The following is a 15,307-nucleotide window of genomic DNA, read 5'->3' as shown; positions in this document are numbered from 1 at the left end:
TTTAATCGTTATTGTAAGTCATTAAATAAATTAAAAGCACATTAATATCTGAAGGTGATACTCCCGATATCCTTGAAGCCTGGCCGATTGAATCCGGTCTGATTTTATTAAGCTTCTGCCTTGCTTCCAATCTCAGGCTCTTTACATTGTCATAGTCAATACTCTTTGGAATTCTCTTGTTTTCAAGCTTTTTAAACTGTTCTACCTGATTTATCTGCTTGGATATATATCCTTCATATTTTATGACCGTTTCTACATAATCCTTAATTTCTTTCTTTAACGGCATTCTTTCTTCATCAAGCTCAGATGTATTATCATAGTTCAATTCCACTCTTTTTATAAGCTCATACAGAGTTGTAGGCATTTTAAGCGGAACACTTCCTATTTTCTCTAATATTTTATTAACTTCAGACTTCGGAGTTATTTTTATACTCTTCAGCCTGCCAATTTCACTTTCAATTTGCATTTTCTTATTTTCATACTTTTTATATCTCTCTTCTGTCACAAGACCTATTTTATGCCCCTTTTCAGTAAGTCTTTCGTCAGCATTGTCCTGTCTTAATAAAAGCCTGTATTCCGCCCTTGACGTCATCATTCGGTAAGGTTCATTCGTTCCTTTTGTAACCAAGTCATCTATCAATACACCTATATATGCTTCCGAACGATCCAGTATAAGAGGTTCTCTCCCTTGAAGGCTCATAGAAGCGTTAATTCCGGCAATTAATCCCTGAGCAGCCGCTTCCTCATAACCGGAACTTCCGTTGACCTGTCCGGCAAAAAATAAATTTTTTATACTAATCAGTTCCAAACTTAATTTAAGCTGTGTCGGATCTATACAGTCATATTCTATTGCATATGCCGGTCTCATAATTTCTGATTTTTCAAGACCAATCATAGATCTGTACATTGCAATCTGCACTTCGTACGGCAAAGATGACGACATGCCCTGAATATACATTTCCTTAGTATCTAACCCTTCAGGTTCCACAAAAAGCTGATGCCTTTCTTTATCTGCAAATTTCACTACCTTATCTTCAATTGACGGGCAATACCTAGGACCGACACTTTTTATAACACCTTCGTAAAGAGGTGATCTGACAAGATTATTTCTTATAATATTATGAGTTTTTTCTGTTGTGTAGGTTATATAACATGGTACCTGTTCTATATCTACTTTGTCATTCATAAATGAAAATGGAATTATTTCTTTATCACCTGTCTGCATTTCCATTATTTCGTAATTTATAGAATCAGAATGTATTCTTGCCGGAGTTCCTGTTTTGAATTTTCTTAAATCTATTCCTAAATCCATCAATGATTGTGAAAGGTCATTTGCAGGGGCTAATCCGTCAGGACCCGACGAATAGTTCAGTTCGCCTATATATATTTTTCCCTTTAAGTACGTACCCGTTGTTACTATAACGGCTTTAGTATTGTAATATGATCCCAGTTTCGTATATACGTTAAAGGTCCCGTCTTCCAGCAATTCAATTTTTATTGCCTCTGACTGCAAAATTTTAAGATTTTCTTGGTTTTCCAAAACCTTTTTCATTTCAGTATGATATTTTTTTTTGTCAGCCTGAGCTCTTAAAGAATGTACTGCCGGTCCCTTTGAACGATTAAGCATCTTACATTGTATCATAGTTTTATCAATATTTAAAGCCATTTCTCCGCCAAGTGCGTCTATTTCCCTTACCAGATGTCCTTTTGCCGTGCCTCCTATATTTGGATTGCAAGGCATCATGGCTATAGAATCCAAGCTCATGGTCAAAACTACAGTATTCATTCCAAGACGTGCACTTGCCAGCGCTGCCTCACACCCTGCATGACCTGCCCCAATAACTATAACATCCACACTTTCAGCAAGAAAATTTTTTACTCTGTCTTCCATTTCATTCCTCTTTCTAATTACTTGCCTATGCAAAATTCATTGAATATTTTATCCATTAAGTCGTCACTTACAGACTTACCTACAATCAGACCCAGATATTCCATAGATTGTTTTAAATCAATTTCCAGAAAATCAATAGTCACATGATTTTCAATTGATTTTAACACTTCCTCCAGACTGTTTTTTGCATTTATGAGCAAGTTTTTATGTCTTGCGTTGTTTATAATAAGTTCATCACTTACATCTATACTTCCTTCAAAAAACATTCGTACTATTTTATCAATTATATCGTCCAAACCCTGATTATTAAGAATTGATATATTTATTGCTTCTGTTTCTATATCCTCATAACCACTAAAATCAATAATGTTTTTCAGATCAGTCTTATTTTTTATATATATAACCTTTTTATTTTTAATATAATCCAGTATTTTTTTATCTTCTTCTTCCATTTTTCTCGAAGAATCAAAAATCATTATTACTAAATCAGCTTCATTAACTTTTTGCAGCGCTTTTTCGACACCTATTCTTTCAACCTTGTCATCGGTTTCTCTTATACCTGCCGTATCAATAATTCTCAAAGGAACACCCTTGATGTTTACATACTCTTCAATTGTATCTCTTGTTGTTCCCGGCACTTCCGTAACTATTGCTCTGTTTTCGTTCAATAAAAAATTCATAAGTGAAGATTTGCCAACATTCGGCTTACCTAAAATAACTGTCTTAATGCCCTCTCTGAAAATTTTACCCGTATCTGCAGTATTAATGAGTCTTTTAAGCTTTTCGATTATAATCTTACTCTCACTTTTTACTTTTGAAATTGTTACTTCGTCCTCATCATATTCCGGAAAATCGATATTTACTTCTATATTTGCAAGAAGATCCATTATTATGCTTATAAGTCCGTTTATTTCCCTGGAAAGTCTTCCTTCCAAATGGTTAACTGAAATTTCATGGCTGGTGTCTGTCTTAGAATTTATAATATCAATAACAGCTTCTGCCTGAGTCAAATCTATTCTTCCGTTCAGAAAAGCTCGCTTTGTAAATTCTCCTCTTTCCGCAGGTCTGCACCCTTGCTCAAGAACAACTTCAAGTATTTTCTTTGCGGAGATAATACCCCCATGACAGTTAATTTCAACAATATCTTCTCTGGTATAAGTATGAGGAGCTTTCATGTATGACAATAATACCTCATCAATAACCTTTCCGTTCTTATCAACAATAAAACCATAATGAAGGTACCTTGGTTTTAAGGCTAATTTTTTATTCATTTCATCGTTTTTACCCATAAATATTTTATGCGCAATATTTAAAGAATCACTTCCGCTTATTCTTATGATATTAATGCCTGCATTGCCCGGAAACGTAGCAATTGCTGCTATTGTACCTGAATTCATTTTACCACCGCTTCTTTCAATCATATATATTTTACATTAATAATCAATAAATGTACATAATAATTTGTATTTATATTCCTTTATTACTTTTTTAAAGAATCATGCTAACAAGCTAAAACGCTACTTAAAAAATATAACCCGGGTTTGTCCGGGTTATTAAAAATTCTGCTATTTTAAATCTATAACAACTTTTCTGTAAGGTTCTTCACCTTCCGAATAAGTTATTATATCGGCCGTATCCTGTAAAGTCGAATGAATAATTCTTCTTTCATATGGATTCATGGGTTCCAATCTTACCTTATGCTTATAGTATCTGCATTTATCGGCCATCTTATTTGCCAGTTTTTTTAATGTTTCTTCTCTTTTTGCTCTATAGTCTTCAACATTAAAAATAACTCTTACGTAATTTTGTCTTCCCTTGTTTACAATTAAATTTAAAAGAAATTGAATTTCGTCTAAATTTTTGCCTCTTTTTCCGATAATTATTCCTTTATCATCTTCATCAATTTTAACTATATCAACTTTCAATACATTGTCTGATAAAACTACCTTGTAATCGGCTTCTATGTCCATTTTTTTCAATAACACTTCAAAAAACTTTTTTGTTCTTTCTTCCGGACCGTTTGTAATAGTTACTTTTATTTTTGCATTCTTGCTTCCTATTAAACCAAACAAACCTTTTGACGGTTCGTTGATTATATCAACTTCGACTTCATCACTCTCAGCTCCGAGTTCTTCTAACGCAGCTTTAACAGCTTCATCGACAGTAGCCTTTTCAATAGTTATACTTTTCATCTATTTTAATTCCTCCTTAGGATTTTTGGACGAATTCATAATAAAATATTGTTGTGCCAATTGGAACACATTAGATACAACCCAATATAAACCCAAACCTGCAGGGAACTGGATACCAAATATAAAAATCATTACAGGCATCATCATATTCATGGATTTTTGTGTCGCTTGCTGCTGTTCATTAACTGAAGGCTGTGATGATGATGTCATCTTTGTGGTGAAATAAGTTGTAAGAGCAGAAACAGCTGCTAATATAGGAACAGCTGCTCCTACAAAAGGCAATGCCATACCGCCCATAGATAAGCCGTTAACCATATCAACTAAGTTTTCATGTACACCCTTTGCTACATCTGCAGCAACAAAGACATGATTTTCAGTAAAACCTAAATCTTTTATCCACAAAAAGGATTTGTTTATTGAATCAAAAAATGCTTGATCTTGAAAAACAAATTGCACAGGCTCTCTTATTACATAAAAGAAAGCAATAATTATTGGAAATTGAATAAGCATAGGCAAACATCCCGAAAAAGGACTGTAGTTTGCTTCTTTGTATAACTCCATTTGCTTTCTTTGAAGAGTCTGAGGATCTTTTCCATATTTCTCTTGAAGCTCTTTTATTTTAGGATTCATTTCTTGCATTTTTTTCATTGATTTTGTCTGCTTTACCGTAAGAGGCAGCATAATCGCCTTGAATATTATTGTTGATAATATTATTGCAATTGCATATGCAGAAACAAACTCCGTATCCAATCCGGATACCATATTGTATAATAATTTAACAAGCATGCCCATGGGCTTTGCGATAAAATCTAAGTTCATAACTCCTCCGTATTATTTCAAAGGATCGTATCCTCCGGGGTTAAAGGGATGGCATCTGAGTATTCTTCTTATACCTAAGTAAGATCCCTTAATGAAACCGTATTTTTGTAGTGCCTCCACAAAATATTGAGAACATGTCGGGTAAAACCTGCAATGTCTGACTCCGTAATTCGAAGAAAATTTCTGATATACCCTTATAAGAAAAATCAATATTCTACTTATTTAAATCACCCTTTAATAAATTTTTTCTTTTCATCAACTTATTAAATGATTTTTCCAAACTTCTGTAATCCGATTCTACTGCATTGACTCTTGCCATTATAACAATATCATAGCCTTGTTTAATAGTTTGTTCATTTAACCTGACTATTTCCTTAAGCCTTCTTCTTATAAAATTTCTTGATACTGCCTTCTTTATTTTTTTTGCAGCAGTAAATCCAAATCTGCTGATTCCGAAACTATTTTTTTTAACAAATAGAACAAGGTTATAATCGGAAATCGAATTATTACAATTGTATACTGTTTTATACTCTGTATTTTTTTTTATTATTATCATTTATTTACCTTAAATGTCCAGATATTTCTAATTGGAATAAAAGGCCACAAATGCGGCCTTATGCTGACAATCTTTTTCTACCTTTTGCCCTTCTTCTCTTTAAAACATTTCTTCCAGACTTTGTGCTCATTCTTTTTAAAAATCCATGTTCGCTGCTTCTTTGTCTTCTTTTTGGCTGATAAGTTCTTTTCACCGGAAACACCTCCTTGTAATACAGATATCTATATCAATATCCTAAATTTTCATGTTTTTAAATTATAATATTTTTAAATTACTGTGTCAACTCTTAAAAATATTATAATTTACCGCATTAAGTTACGTCTACACATTAACTGCAAGTAAACTTGCATAAATTAAATTATAGCTATTGTACTATACTATATTTTCATAAATATTGCAAATATTTTTTGAAATAAAAAAAATAAAATTGAAATTGTGGATAAAAAATGTTACTATGATATATACCTGTGGATAACTTTTTTTATGTTGCTCATTTATGGACAACTTGTTAACAGATTATGAGAAACATTGATTAATCATATATTTAGATTGTTTATATTTTTTATAAACAATTGTTTATATCATATATTTTATCAAAAAGCATCACTTTTTATTAACAAAATGTTAATTTTTTTTATCAACAACCGGAGGATATTATGAACTTTGAAGAATTATGGAATGAAGTCCTCGAGATTGTCAAAGAGGACACTAATCAAGTCAGTTTTAATACTTGGTTCAAACCCCTTAAAATAGTTGCATATAAAAATAACACCATTTATTTGGAAACAGCAGATGAATTTTTAAAAAATACATTGAAAAAAAGACATTACAACTTTCTGAAAAATGCTTTTACATATGTATTAAAAAAAGATACTGAACTTATTTTTACGGTGCCAGGAGAAAATCTTGAAAAGGAAGATAATAAAAAAAATAATTTAAACAACTCCACCGAGGATTCTGATTCTATTAATAGTAATGGAAGAAAATTAAATCCAAAATACAGATTTGATAATTTTATAATAGGAAACAGTAACCGATTTGCACATGCTGCCTCACTTGCTGTTGCGGAAGCACCTTCAACAGCATACAACCCACTATTTTTGTACGGGGGTGTAGGCCTTGGTAAAACTCACTTAATGCATGCAATTGGACATTATATACTAGATAATAATCCTGAAGCATACGTACTTTATGTTACATCTGAAAAATTTACCAACGATTTGATTAACTCAATAAAAGACGGTAAAAACGAGGAGTTTAGAAATACTTATAGGAGAGCTGACGTGCTTCTTGTAGACGACATTCAGTTTATTGCGGGAAAAGAAAGTACTCAGGAGGAATTTTTCCATACATTCAATGCCCTCCATGAAGCTAATAAACAGATAATAGTATCCAGCGATAATCCTCCAAGTGAGATACCTACATTGGAAGACAGGCTTCGTTCACGTTTTGAATGGGGACTTATAGCTGATATTCAGCCACCTGATTATGAAACAAGAACAGCCATTCTTAGGAAAAAGGCAGAAGCCGAAAATTATGATGTTCCAGATGATGTTATATCATATATCGCTCAAAATATTCAATCAAACATAAGAAAACTTGAAGGAGCTCTTATAAGAATATACGCATATGCTTCTTTGACAAATAAAAAGGAAGTATCGCTGGAACTGGCTCAGGAAGCTCTAAAACATTTAATTTCAAATAACAAAAAAATTACTATTAACGATATAAAAGAAGTAGTTTCAAACTACTATAATATATCGATGGAAGACATAGTATCAAAGAAAAAGACAAAAAACATAGCCTATCCAAGGCAAATTGCAATGTATATAGGAAGAAAACTCACAAACTTGTCTCTTCCTAAACTAGGTGATGAATTTGGAGGCAGAGATCACTCAACTGTTCTTCATGCATGCAATAAAGTGGAAGAAGATATAGAAAACAGTCAGGAAGTAAAAAAGAATATTGATGATTTGATTTCCATGCTTAATAATTAGGAACAACCTGTTGACAAAAAGTTAGTTGCTGTTGACAAAAAAATATAGGCAGTTAATAACTTTTTCATATTTTCAAAACTATCCACATGAAATTTCTTTCTTAGTTAGTTAGAAATTAAATGCAAAAATGACTTTTCAACAAATTAACATTGCCTACTACAATTACTATTATATTTTATTTATATCTACTAAGGATTTTACACTTTTTTAGTTGTGCACATTTTTTATAAAAGGAGCTAAAAGATGAAAATAAAAATAAACCAAAATGAACTTAATAAAAGCATTAATATTGTACAAAAAGCCGTAACATCCCGAACACCACTTCCTATTTTGTCAGGCATATTAATTGAAGCTAAAAATAACATGCTTGTACTTACGGCAACAGATCTTGATTTAGGTATAAAAACATATTCTCCATGCGAAGTTGAAGAAGAAGGTTCTATTGTAATACAGGCAAGACTTATAGGTGATTTTGTAAGAAAACTTCCGGCTAATTCTTATGTTCATATTGAAACAATGGATAATAACAATATGGAGATTAAGTGTCTTAATACTGAAATTAATATTTTAGGTAATTCGGCATCGGAATATCCGGATAACACATTTGATAACGAAGGAAAATCATTTTCTATTAAACTTGAATCATTGAAAAGTTTAATTAAACATACGTGTTTTGCAGCTGCACAGGAAAATATAAAGCCAATTTTTACAGGGTGCTTGGTAGAGATTAAAAATAATATGTGCACATTCGTGGCTTTGGATGGCTATAGAATGGCAGTTAAAAAAGAAAAGATTAATTTTGAAGGAGAAGTTTCTGTAGTTGTTCCATCAAAGACTTTGTTGGAAATTTTGAGAGTTATTGAAGAAAATGAAGAAAATACAGAAATAACTATATCCGAAAGCCATATAAGCTTCAAAATGGAAAACACAATTATTATTTCTAATCTTCTGGATGGAAAATTTATTGATTATCAGGGAATAATAAAAGATAATTATGTAACAGTAGTAAAAGCGGAAACTTCAGACATAAGAAATAGTGTGGAGAGGGCTTCACTTCTTGCTAAAGATGATAAAAACAATTTAATTATTTTAGAAGTAAAAGAAAACAGTATGAAAATCAATTCTGCTTCCGAATACGGAAATGTAGAAGAAAATGTACCGGTTGAAAAAGAAGGAGAAAATATAAAAATAGGATTTAACTCAAAATATCTATTGGACTTTCTAAAAATTATTGACAGCGAAAAGATATCACTAAATTTAATAGGGGTTAATAATCCATGCTTTATAACTGAAGAGGGCAAACAAGATTATGTGTACATGGTGCTGCCTGTAAGAATAAGCTAAGCAAGTATTTTCTTAATTAAGAATAATGTCTGAAAGAAGGATTTATTATGGAAAAAGTGATCATTTCAACAGAATTTATAAAACTTGATCAGCTATTAAAATTTGTCAATGCAGTTGAGGGAGGCGGAATGGCCAAAAATGTAATTCTTGATGGACTTGTAAAAGTTAACGGCGAAGTTATGCTGCAAAGAGGCAAAAAGCTGAGAGAAGGAGATATTGTTGATTTCGGCGGAGAAAGGTATATCATTTCAAAAGAGGAAAAATGATAGTAAAAAGTCTAAAGATTAAAAATTACAGGAATTTTGAGGAAGCAGAAATTGAATTAAATGATTCTCTTAATATTTTTGTTGGAGATAACGGCCAGGGTAAAACTAACCTAATGGAATCAGTTTATTTGACTTCTATAGGCAGGACGTTTAGATTGAACAGTGAAAATGAGCTTATTAAATTTCACGAAAACAGAAGCTTTGTTGAAGTTAATATACAAAAAAACAACTATGAAATGAAAATTCAGCTTCAGCTTGAGAAAAATAAAAGAAAACAGGTTTTAATCAACGGCGTTAAATTAGATAAGACATCTGAAATGATAGGAATTTTAAATAATGTTATATTTACTCCTGATGACATGAAAATCGTTAAAGGAAGTCCTAGTGAAAGACGCAAATTTGTTAATATTGATATTTCTCAAATTAAGCCGAAATATAAATATCTGCTCAATAAATACAAAAAAATCTGTACTGAAAGAAATATATTATTAAAAAACTACTATACAAAATCGAAAAATAAGGATATTATTAATATTTGGAATGATTACTTGGTTAATATTGGAACGGAAATAGTATACTACAGATATGATTACATAAGTAAGCTTAAAAAATATTCTGTGGATATTTATGCAAATATTTCAGGCAACAAAGAAAAGTTTGAATTAAATTATTTATGCAATGTTGGGAATTTAAATAATATTGATAAAGACGATTTTAAAAAAATGTTTTATGAAAAAATTAATTCTGGTTTACAGCAGGAGATTCAAAACGGAACTACAATGTACGGCCCTCACAAAGACGATATTATAATAAAAATAAATGAAAAAGAATGTAAGTATTTTGGTTCTCAAGGGCAGCAAAGGTCCGCAATTTTAGCTGTAAAACTTGCTGAAATAGAGATTATAAAAGAAGAGATAGGAGAATATCCCGTCTTGCTTCTTGATGACGTTCTTTCAGAGCTTGACAATAAAAGAAAAGGGTTTTTAATAAATTATATCAAAGGAATTCAAACGTTCATCACAACAACGGATGATCACGATTTGAATGTATTGACTGAAAATTACAATAAGAATAAATTTTATATAAACGAAGGAAAAATTGGGAACATTACAAATTAGAGGAGATATAAATGACTGATAGAAATAATATTCATTATGGAGCAGAGCAGATACAGGTGCTTGAAGGTCTTGAACCTGTTAGGAAAAGACCTGGAATGTATATAGGCTCCACCGGTGAAAGAGGATTACACCAATTGGTTTATGAAGTTGTTGATAACAGCATTGATGAAGCGTTGGCGGGATATTGCAATACTATCAATGTAACCATTAATGAAGATAATTCAATAGTGGTTGTAGACAACGGAAGAGGAATTCCTATAGAGAAAAATAATAAGACAGGGAAATCTACATTGGAGACAGTGCTGACAGTGCTGCATGCAGGGGGAAAATTTGATAATGATGCGTACAAGGTATCAGGCGGACTTCACGGCGTAGGTGTGTCATGTGTTAATGCTCTGTCTAGTTATTTAGTTGCGGAAGTAAACTGGGACGGAAAGAAATATAGGCAGGAATTTGAAAGAGGCATTCCTAAATCAGAGGTTAAATACATATCTGATACAGAAGAAAACGGAACTACGATAACATTTTTGCCCGATTCTACTATTTTTGATGCTATAGAATACAATTATACGACATTGAAGCATCGTATGAGAGAGCTTGCATTCCTGAACAGAGGAATAAAAATAACTTTAGAAGACAAGAGGGAAAATGTAAAAGAAGAATTTCATTATGAAGGCGGAATAAAGGAATTTGTTCAATTTTTAAACAGAAAAAAGGATGCCTTACACGATGATATAATTTATGCTGAAGGTAAAAAGGATAAAGTTATAGTTGAATTATCTATGCAGTATACGGATTCATATTCTGAGAATATTTTTTCTTTTGTAAATAATATAAATACAATAGAAGGCGGTACACATCTAATAGGTTTTAAAACTGCTTTTACTCGTGTTATTAATGATTATGCAAGAAAAAGTAATTTATTAAAAGAAAATGATGTTTCCATAACAGGAGAGGATATAAGGGAAGGTATTACAGCTGTTCTTTCCATTAAGATACCTAATCCTCAGTTTGAAGGACAGACAAAAACAAAATTGGGAAACAGCGAAGTAAGAGGTATAGTTGATAACATAACAGGGGAAGCATTGAGCGTATATTGCGAAGAAAACCCAAAGACAGCAAAATTAATTGTTGAAAAATCTTTGAGATCGGCAAGAGCAAGAGAAGCGGCAAGAAAAGCAAGAGATCTTGCCAGAAGAAAGGGTGCTCTTGACAGTATGTCTCTGCCTGGTAAATTAGCAGATTGTTCTGAGAAGGATCCTACTTTGTGTGAAATATGCATAGTTGAGGGTAATTCAGCAGGAGGGTCTGCAAAAGAAGGAAGGGACAGAAGGTATCAGGCAATACTTCCTTTGAGAGGAAAAATTTTAAATGTAGAAAAATCGAGAATAGATAAAATACTGAATTCTGAAGAAATTAAAAATATGATTACAGCTTTTGGTACAGGTATCGGAGAAGATTTTGACGTAACAAAACTAAGGTATCACAAGATAATTATAATGACAGATGCCGATGTGGACGGTGCACATATAAGAACTCTTTTGCTCACATTTTTCTACAGATATATGAAGGAGCTTATTACTCAAGGGCATGTTTATGCTGCTCAACCTCCTTTATACAGGGTGAAAAAAGGTAAATTCGAAAAATATGTGTACAGCGATTCGGAGCTGAGCGATATTTTAGAAGAAATAGGAAGAGACAACAAGATTGAAATTCAGCGTTACAAAGGTCTGGGAGAAATGGATCCCGAACAGCTTTGGGAAACTACAATGAATCCGGCAGACAGAATTCTTTTAAGAGTCAATGAAGATGACGCTATGGCTGCAGATGAAACATTCAGTATACTCATGGGAGATAAAGTTGCTCCCAGAAGAGAGTTTATTGAACAAAATGCACGATATGTAAAGAATTTAGATATATAGCTGTTGGAGGTTATAAATGAGCGAAAATGAAAATAAAAGTAAGATTATAGAAACAAATATTACCGAGGAAATGAGAAAATCTTATTTAGATTATGCTATGACGGTTATTGTTTCAAGAGCCCTGCCAGATGTAAGAGATGGGCTTAAACCTGTTCATAGAAGAATTCTTTATTCCGCAAATGAACTTGGATTGACACCTGATAAACCTCATAAAAAAAGTGCACGTATTGTCGGTGACGTTCTCGGTAAGTATCATCCTCACGGAGATTCAGCTGTATATGATGCAATGGTACGTTTGGCTCAGAGCTTTTCTATGCGTTATCCATTGATAGATGGTCATGGGAATTTTGGTTCTGTTGATGGAGACCAAGCTGCGGCAATGCGTTATACAGAAGCTAGAATGTCAAAAATTGCATTGGAGCTTTTAAGGGATTTTAATAAAGATACTGTTGATTTCAGGCCTAACTTTGATGAAACATTGAAAGAGCCTGTTGTTCTTCCAAGCCGTTTTCCGAATCTTCTTGTTAACGGCTCACAGGGTATAGCTGTTGGTATGGCAAGCTCTATCCCTCCTCAGAACATAGGAGAGGTAATAAATGGGGTTATGGCATACATTGATGATCCGGACATAGATGTTCCTGGGCTTATGAGATATATAAAAGGCCCTGATTTTCCTACAGGTGCAATTATAGAGGGAAAAGAAAATATCAAAAATGCCTATATGACAGGAAGAGGATTCGTAAAGGTTAAATCAAGAGTTGAAATAGAGGAAATAAAAAATAATAAAAGCAGAATAATTGTATCCGAGCTTCCTTACATGGTAAACAAAGCAAGGTTGATTGAAAAAATAGCAAATCTTGTAAAAGATAAGAAAATCGACGGCATTTCCGATTTAAGGGATGAAAGTGATAGAAAAGGTATGAGGATTGTTATTGAAATTAAGAGAGACTACAATCCTAACATAGTACTTAACAATTTATATAAGCATACTCAGCTTCAAGATAATTTCAGCATTATTATGATAGCTCTTGTAAATAATGAGCCTAAGGTGTTGACACTTAAGGAAATGGTTCATTATTACGTTGAGCATCAAAGAGAAATTGTAGTAAGAAGAACAAAGTATGATTTGAATAAAGCTGAAGCAAGAGCTCATATTGTTGAAGGTTTGAGAATAGCCATTGATAATATTGATGAAGTTATAAGAATAATAAGATCTTCTTATGACGATGCAGAGAAAAAATTGATGGATGCATTTAATTTATCAGAAATTCAGGCAAGAGCAATCATTGATATGAGGCTTAGACGTCTGCAAGGCCTGGAAAGAGAAAAATTAGATGCAGAGTACAAAGAATTAATGGAAATGATTGCTAAATATAAAGAAATTCTTTCAAACCAGCACCTGGTGGACAACATAATAAAAGATGAATTAAAAGATATTAAAAATAATTTTTATGATGAAAGAAGAACAGAAATAATTGCAGACGAAGGCGAAATAACTGTAGAAGATTTAATTGAAGAAGAAAATGTTGCAATTACTCTTACTAATTTTGGATACATCAAAAGACTTCCTGAAGACACGTACAAGGCTCAGAATAGAGGGGGCAAGGGAATAACAGCACTCAAAACAAGAGAAGAAGATTTTGTAAAGGATTTATTTATAACATCTACTCATGATAATCTTCTGTTTATGACAAACAAAGGAAGAATGTTCAGAATTAAGGCATATGAAGTTCCTGAAGCAAGACGTCAGGCCAAGGGTACAGCCGCTATAAATTTGATAAGCATAGATTCAGGTGAGCAAGTAAGATCAATAATTCCAATAAGAGAGTTCAATGACGATGAATACCTAATATTTGTAACCAAAAAAGGGATTATTAAAAAGACTAAACTCAGCGATTTTGATACAACAAGAAAAACAGGTTTAGTAGCAATAAAAATCGCCGATGATGATGAGCTTATAAATGTTTCAAAAACTGATGGCACTAAGGATATATTTATAGTTACAAAATCCGGTAAGGGAATAAAATTCAATGAAAAAGATGTAAGAGCAACAGGCAGAAACTCTATGGGTGTTAAGGCAATAACCATAAGTGATGAAGATGAGCTTGTTACAATGAGCATAATTAATGAAAACAATGAAAGCACTGAAAAGAAATATATTTTAACAGTAACGGAAAACGGGTATGCAAAAATAACCTTGTCTCAGGAATACAGATGCCAGAACAGAGGCGGAAAGGGAATGAAGGCACATAATGTAAATAATAAAACAGGCCCGATAATAGGTTCTTTGATTGTTGAAAAGGAAGATGACATAATGATGCTGAGCATCAACGGGTCAATTATAAGAATGCATGCAACGGAAATTTCAATTATGGGAAGAGATACTCAAGGAGTAATTGCCATGAGATTAAATGGCGACGATAGAGTAGTATCTGTAGCAAAAATTTATTCAGAGGACCGTAGTTTGGAAGACGAAGAAGAATAAGATTAGTGGAGGTTATCATGTCATTAGAAATTAAATATGAATTGACTTCGGAAAATAATTTAGAAATAATTCCTGTGGGAGAAGTAGATATATATACTTCTCCTGAACTCAAAAATAAAATTTTTGAGTTAATCGAAGAAAAAAACAGCAATATAGTAATTAATGGCGAAAAGCTTGATTACATTGATTCAACCGGTCTTGGAATTTTAATGGGCATTTACAAAAAGCTCCAGGAAAAGAATCTTAGCATAAAGGTGATAAATCTAAAACCTAATATATATAAATTATTCGATATAACAGGATTAAATAAGATTTTTAGTATTCAGAGGTGATATAATGGAAAAAATAAATTTAACTATTCCTAAAAAATCTGAATATATGAGTACAATCAGGCTTACAACATCTGCTTTGTCAAATATGAACGGGTTTAACGTAGATGAAATAGAAGATATAAAAGTTATTATATCAGAGGTTTGCACTCTTTTTATAAATATAGTTAAAAATAACAGTGAACCTTTAAATATAAGATATGAGATGACAGACGGTAAATTGAATGTTGAAGTAACTGATTTAAATACAGGTGAAATTTCTGAAGAAAACAGTACAAATAGGGATATGTGCATAATGATTATTGAAAGCCTGGCTGACAATTATAAATTTGATGCGAAAAGTAAAAAGATAGTATTTGAAAAGAGTATAAATATTTATGAGTAGGCG

General features: G+C 32.3%; 15 protein-coding genes. 8 read left to right on the top strand and 7 right to left on the bottom strand.

What is annotated here, in order from left to right; translation table 11 throughout:
* Position 1: 1 nt before the first annotated feature.
* From mnmG to rpmH, 7 genes are all read right to left on the bottom strand, one after another.
* Positions 2–1,891: a tRNA uridine-5-carboxymethylaminomethyl(34) synthesis enzyme MnmG gene (gene mnmG, locus ACS3UD_RS13460; RefSeq protein ID WP_308139120.1), complete on the bottom strand. Its 1,890-nt coding sequence runs from the start codon at positions 1,889–1,891 to the stop codon at positions 2–4.
* Positions 1,892–1,908: 17 nt separating this feature from the next.
* Positions 1,909–3,288, bottom strand: coding sequence for a tRNA uridine-5-carboxymethylaminomethyl(34) synthesis GTPase MnmE (gene mnmE, locus ACS3UD_RS13455; protein WP_308139121.1), 1,380 nt, complete (start codon positions 3,286–3,288; stop codon positions 1,909–1,911).
* Positions 3,289–3,456: 168 nt separating this feature from the next.
* The gene (gene jag / locus ACS3UD_RS13450) at positions 3,457–4,083 is read right to left on the bottom strand and encodes an RNA-binding cell elongation regulator Jag/EloR (protein ID WP_308139122.1); all 627 of its coding nucleotides are present in this window, start codon (positions 4,081–4,083) and stop codon (positions 3,457–3,459) included.
* Positions 4,084–4,902: a YidC/Oxa1 family membrane protein insertase gene (locus ACS3UD_RS13445; RefSeq protein ID WP_308139123.1), complete on the bottom strand. Its 819-nt coding sequence runs from the start codon at positions 4,900–4,902 to the stop codon at positions 4,084–4,086.
* Between the two features lie 12 nt (positions 4,903–4,914).
* Complete coding sequence (yidD, locus tag ACS3UD_RS13440) at positions 4,915–5,124, bottom strand: membrane protein insertion efficiency factor YidD (RefSeq protein ID WP_213924111.1); 210 nt, start codon at positions 5,122–5,124, stop codon at positions 4,915–4,917.
* Positions 5,117–5,458 carry a ribonuclease P protein component gene (gene rnpA / locus ACS3UD_RS13435; RefSeq protein WP_308139124.1) on the bottom strand — a complete coding sequence of 114 codons (342 nt, stop codon included), beginning with the start codon at positions 5,456–5,458 and terminating at the stop codon, positions 5,117–5,119. Before rnpA ends, yidD begins: the two co-directional genes overlap by 8 nt.
* Before the next feature lie 58 nt (positions 5,459–5,516).
* Positions 5,517–5,651: a 50S ribosomal protein L34 gene (rpmH, locus tag ACS3UD_RS13430; protein WP_308139125.1), complete on the bottom strand. Its 135-nt coding sequence runs from the start codon at positions 5,649–5,651 to the stop codon at positions 5,517–5,519.
* A 463-nt stretch (positions 5,652–6,114) separates the two neighbouring features.
* Between rpmH and dnaA the strand changes: the two genes are divergently transcribed.
* The 8 genes from dnaA (at position 6,115) to ACS3UD_RS13390 (ending at position 15,304) form a co-directional block, all read left to right on the top strand.
* On the top strand, positions 6,115–7,455 hold the full coding sequence (gene dnaA / locus ACS3UD_RS13425) for a chromosomal replication initiator protein DnaA (RefSeq protein WP_308139126.1): 1,341 nt from the start codon (positions 6,115–6,117) through the stop codon (positions 7,453–7,455).
* A 243-nt stretch (positions 7,456–7,698) separates the two neighbouring features.
* Positions 7,699–8,799 (top strand): DNA polymerase III subunit beta, encoded by a 1,101-nt coding sequence (gene dnaN / locus ACS3UD_RS13420; protein ID WP_308139127.1) that lies wholly within the window; start codon positions 7,699–7,701, stop codon positions 8,797–8,799.
* Positions 8,800–8,846: 47 nt separating this feature from the next.
* Positions 8,847–9,065 (top strand): RNA-binding S4 domain-containing protein, encoded by a 219-nt coding sequence (locus ACS3UD_RS13415; RefSeq protein ID WP_308139128.1) that lies wholly within the window; start codon positions 8,847–8,849, stop codon positions 9,063–9,065.
* On the top strand, positions 9,062–10,183 hold the full coding sequence (gene recF / locus ACS3UD_RS13410) for a DNA replication/repair protein RecF (protein ID WP_308139129.1): 1,122 nt from the start codon (positions 9,062–9,064) through the stop codon (positions 10,181–10,183). Before ACS3UD_RS13415 ends, recF begins: the two co-directional genes overlap by 4 nt.
* Positions 10,184–10,194: 11 nt before the next feature.
* Positions 10,195–12,105, top strand: coding sequence for a DNA topoisomerase (ATP-hydrolyzing) subunit B (gene gyrB / locus ACS3UD_RS13405; RefSeq protein WP_308139130.1), 1,911 nt, complete (start codon positions 10,195–10,197; stop codon positions 12,103–12,105).
* Positions 12,106–12,121: 16 nt separating this feature from the next.
* A complete protein-coding gene (gene gyrA, locus ACS3UD_RS13400) occupies positions 12,122–14,590 on the top strand; it encodes a DNA gyrase subunit A (RefSeq protein WP_308139131.1) in 2,469 nt (822 codons plus the stop codon).
* Positions 14,591–14,607: 17 nt separating this feature from the next.
* The gene (locus ACS3UD_RS13395; RefSeq protein WP_213924092.1) at positions 14,608–14,922 is read left to right on the top strand and encodes an STAS domain-containing protein; all 315 of its coding nucleotides are present in this window, start codon (positions 14,608–14,610) and stop codon (positions 14,920–14,922) included.
* A 4-nt stretch (positions 14,923–14,926) separates the two neighbouring features.
* Positions 14,927–15,304 carry an ATP-binding protein gene (locus ACS3UD_RS13390; RefSeq protein WP_308139132.1) on the top strand — a complete coding sequence of 126 codons (378 nt, stop codon included), beginning with the start codon at positions 14,927–14,929 and terminating at the stop codon, positions 15,302–15,304.
* Positions 15,305–15,307 lie beyond the last annotated feature (3 nt).

Source organism: Sedimentibacter sp. LTW-03, from assembly GCF_052059825.1.
In the GTDB taxonomy this organism is placed as follows: Bacteria; Bacillota; Clostridia; order Tissierellales; family Sedimentibacteraceae; genus Sedimentibacter.
This window is presented reverse-complemented; position numbering and strand designations above follow the sequence as displayed.